Source organism: Mycobacterium sp. TH-M11 (assembly GCF_057473725.1).
Map to the genome: position 1 here is coordinate 1 of NZ_JBYCLD010000067.1, position 3,813 is coordinate 3,813.

At 64.1% G+C, this 3,813-nt stretch carries 4 protein-coding genes; all 4 read left to right on the plus strand.

Features of this window, described 5'->3' with window-relative positions:
- Positions 1-1,115: class I SAM-dependent methyltransferase (locus tag AC2VOG_RS02735; RefSeq protein WP_486938384.1), on the plus strand; the 1,115-nt coding region annotated here is incomplete at its 5' end.
- Positions 1,116-1,195: 80 nt separating this feature from the next.
- Positions 1,196-1,750 (plus strand): hypothetical protein, encoded by a 555-nt coding sequence (locus AC2VOG_RS02740; RefSeq protein WP_486938385.1) that lies wholly within the window; start codon positions 1,196-1,198, stop codon positions 1,748-1,750.
- A gap of 433 nt (positions 1,751-2,183) precedes the next feature.
- Positions 2,184-2,315: a hypothetical protein gene (locus AC2VOG_RS02745; protein ID WP_486938386.1), complete on the plus strand. Its 132-nt coding sequence runs from the start codon at positions 2,184-2,186 to the stop codon at positions 2,313-2,315.
- Between the two features lie 62 nt (positions 2,316-2,377).
- Positions 2,378-3,313, plus strand: a complete 936-nt coding sequence (gene purU, locus AC2VOG_RS02750; RefSeq protein WP_486938387.1) for a formyltetrahydrofolate deformylase — start codon at positions 2,378-2,380, stop codon at positions 3,311-3,313.
- Positions 3,314-3,813: the final 500 nt, after the last annotated feature.

The window sequence follows — 3,813 nt, forward strand, 5'->3', positions numbered from 1 at the left end:
AATGGTTCGATCCCAGCCACGCGCACCGAGTGCTGTGGCCCGACCGGGAATACCGGGCCGATCTTGACATTCTGATCGCGGGCTGCGGCACCAACCAAGCGTCGGTTTTCGCGTTCATGAACCCGGACGCGAAAGTGGTGGCGATCGATATCAGCCAGCCGTCGCTGGATCATCAGCAGTTCCTCAAAGACAAGCACGGGCTGTTCAACCTGGAGTTGCACCTGCTGCCGATCGAGGAACTGCCTTCGCTGGGCTTGGATTTCGACCTGATCGTGTCGACCGGCGTGCTACACCACTTGGCCGATCCGCAAGCAGGGATGAACGCCGTGGCACGTTGTCTGCGCCCCGATGGCGCCATGGGCGTGATGTTGTACGCCAAGTACGGCCGCGCCGGACTCGAGTTGCTGCAGTCGTTCTTCCGCGACTTGGGGCTCGGCCAAAACGAATCATCGATTGCGTTTGTGCGCGAGACGCTATCGCTGCTCTCCGCCGATCACCCGGTGCAGCCCTATCTGCGGATGGCGCGAAATTTGCAGTCCGATGCCGTACTCGTGGACACATTCCTGCACGGCCGCGAACGCAGCTACACCGTCGACGACTGCATCGACCTAGTCAACAACGCCGGGCTGGTGTTTCAAGGGTGGCTCAACAAGGCCCCGTACTACCCACACGACCTGTTCGTGCGGCCCAACACGGTCTATCCGGCAATAGACGCCCTGCCCGAGCCGGCGCTGTGGTCGGCAATCGAGCGTCTCAACACAGTCAACGCCTGCCACTTCTTCATGGCGTGCCGCCCAGAGCGGCCCAGACAGTCCTATGCGATTGATTTTTCGACGCAGGACTGCCTGGACTACGTTCCGTTGATGCGGATGCGCTGCGGTCTGTCCGGCAGCGAAATTTACCGGTCGGACTGGCGGACAACGCTGAATTCCGCTCAGTTGCCCTTAGTGCAGCACGTCGATGGCCATCGCACGATCCGAGAGATTGCCGCCTCGGTGCACAACGAGACCGCGCAACGCGGCAGCGTGGCCGACGTCGAGAAATTCGCCCGCAAGTTCTTTGAGGCCCTGTGGCGCCTGGATTTCCTGACGATGAGCCTGAACTCGCGCCCGTAAAACGACAACCACATCCGGCCGACGTAACCGCGGCGAATGAGATCGCCATACCGCCCGCGGATGCGCGCTACCATCAGCCAATGCCCGATGGATCGCACACCAAAGCCACCCGTCCGGAAATCCCTAAGGAGTCCCCGATTAACGAAAAGCCTTCGTCCCACAAACCATCAGGGCTGTCGCAATGGCTGACCTACGTGGTCGCCGTAGTCGCCGTCGCCGGATTGGCGCTAGCCGCCCTGGCGTATTTCCACCCAGCACGTAACGCCGCCTCGGCAATCCAGCAAGGCGGCGACGCGAAGGCGAACGTGTGCTCGGCCTATGCCTCAGTGAAAAAAGCGGTGGTCCTCAACACCCACCTGCGCGCGAACCCGAAAGACGCGACTGCCGAGCTTGCGGTGGCCGCCAACGCACGTTTGGCGCTCATAGGTAGTGGTACTTACCTGCGCGAACGGCTCGCCGCCAACACCAAGATCCCCGCTGATCTTGCCAACGCCGCCAACTCCCTGGCCAACACGACTGAACAGCTGGGCATGAACTACCTGACCGACGCTGGCCCTGATGCTCAGCGTCCGCTGCAGACCGACCTGACCAATACATTCGCCCAAATCGACAAGATGTGCCCTAACGGCTCGTGATGAACTCAGGCGTTTGTGGGGTTCACCGATCGAGATGCGCTGCGGTTACAGATCGACGTGCTCGGCGTACGACCAATCTTGCTTGAAATTCTCAAGTTTGACTCTTTTCCACCCAGGAGAGCTACGTTGAGTCGAAGCCGGAAAAATTTGGGTGACTCAACGAAAGGCATGCCGATGGTTATCCGTCGCATTATTTGGAAGCGCCTGTCCCGCAACGTCAAGGCACGTCGTCATGCGGTCGGGCTGGGTGCGAGTGCCGGTGCGCTTCTGGTTGCGGTGGTGACTCCGCTAGCCAGCGCGCCCCATGCTGGCGCCGACATGATCGACCACGTCAGTAGCGCTGGCGGGCCTGCCCACTTCGATCCCGCTGGCGGCGGCAACGGCGGCCAAGGCGGCAACGGCGGCCAAGGCGGTCGCGGCGGCAACGGCGGCAGTGGCGGGACGCCCGGCGCGGGCGGGGCGGGCGGTGCCGGCGGCGCGCCCGGCGCGGGCGGTCAACCAGGCCTACCGGGTCAACCCGGCCAACCCGGCCAACCCGGCCGGTAAGACCGGCTGCACCGGCTAGATCCGCCGGGGTGCGAGTCGCGTGACCACTGAAGACCACTCACCCATAGCGGCATGCGGAAAATGACTGGCCCCGTCGACAGCGGAGCCGATGACTGGGCGACCGGCGGAAAATTCGTGCCCTCTGCCCCCAGCGTGCTGCCGGTCAGAGATATCGGCCGACTGTTGCTTCGGTGCGCCGACCGACCCGGTCTGGTAGCGGCGGTCAGCACGTTTCTGGCTGAGGCGGGCGCTAACGTCATCTCACTGGATCAGCATTCAACCGAGCAAACCGGTGGAATCTTCATCCAGCGCACGGTCTTTCATCTGCCCGGCCTGCGGGCTGAGCGTGACTCTTTGGCCCGCGACTTCGCCGAGCGAGTGGCCGAAAAGTTCGGGATGGACTTCCGCCTCACCGAGGCGGCACAACCCAAACGGGTCGCCATCATGGCGTCGACCGAAGACCACTGCCTGCTCGACCTGTTGTGGCGTAACCGCCGTGGCGACCTCGACATGTCGGTGGTGATGGTGATCGCCAACCATGCCGACCTCGTCGACCAGGTTCGTCCGTTCGGGGTGCCGTTCATTCATATCCCGGCCGCCAAGGAGATTCGCGACTTGGCCGAGCAACGCCAGCTCGACCTATTGCGCGGCAATGTCGATCTGGTGGTGTTGGCCCGCTACATGCAGATCCTCTCCCCGCGGTTCCTCGCCGAGGTCGGTTGCCCGATAATCAACATCCACCACTCCTTTCTGCCGGCGTTCATCGGCGCCGCGCCGTATCGGCGCGCCAAGGAGCGCGGCGTCAAACTGGTCGGCGCGACCGCTCACTACGTCACCGAACAGCTCGACGACGGACCGATTATCGAGCAGGACGTCGTCCGGGTGGATCACCGTCACACCGTCGAGGATCTGGTACGCCTGGGCGCCGACGCCGAACGCGCCACCTTGTCCCGTGCCGTGCTCTGGCACTGCGAGGACCGCGTCATCCGGTATGGCAACCAGACAGTCGTCCTTTGACCCGAATCCACCGGTGAGCGCGGCAGTCGATGTTCGGGTGGGCGGCTGGTCGCTTGGGGCCATGCGCAGATCCGTCCGGCCGATCCTGCGTCAGGTTTAACTATCCTGCGCAGGGGTATAAAGAAATGTTATGAGCTTTAAGAAGATAATCGCCGCTTCGGTGCTCGCGGGCGCGATCGGCTCGGCTGCGCTCGGGCTGGGAGGCGGGCTTGCCGCGGCCGACCCGTGGGGTCCGGGGCCAGGCGGACCCGGCGGACCAGGCGGACCCGGACCGGGGGGACCCGGTGGCTGGGGACCGGGCGGACCCGGCGGACCCGGCTGGGGACCCGGCGGACCGGGGCCAGGAGGCTGGGGACCGCCGCCTCCCGGGCCCTGGGGACCGCCCCCGCCGCCCGGCTGGTGAGAGCAGATTCCATCGTCGCCAGCACTGAGACCATGATCGACGTGCGTGCGACCGATGCTTGCCGCAGTATTTGACGAATTCTCGATCGCACTCCCGG

What these genes read in the sequence shown, in the direction of transcription:
- AC2VOG_RS02740 (WP_486938385.1), top strand. Translation starts at nt 1,196, where the DNA reads ATGCCCGATGGATCGCACACCAAAGCCACCCGTCCGGAAATCCCTAAG.
- purU (WP_486938387.1), top strand. Translation starts at nt 2,378, where the DNA reads ATGACTGGCCCCGTCGACAGCGGAGCCGATGACTGGGCGACCGGCGGA.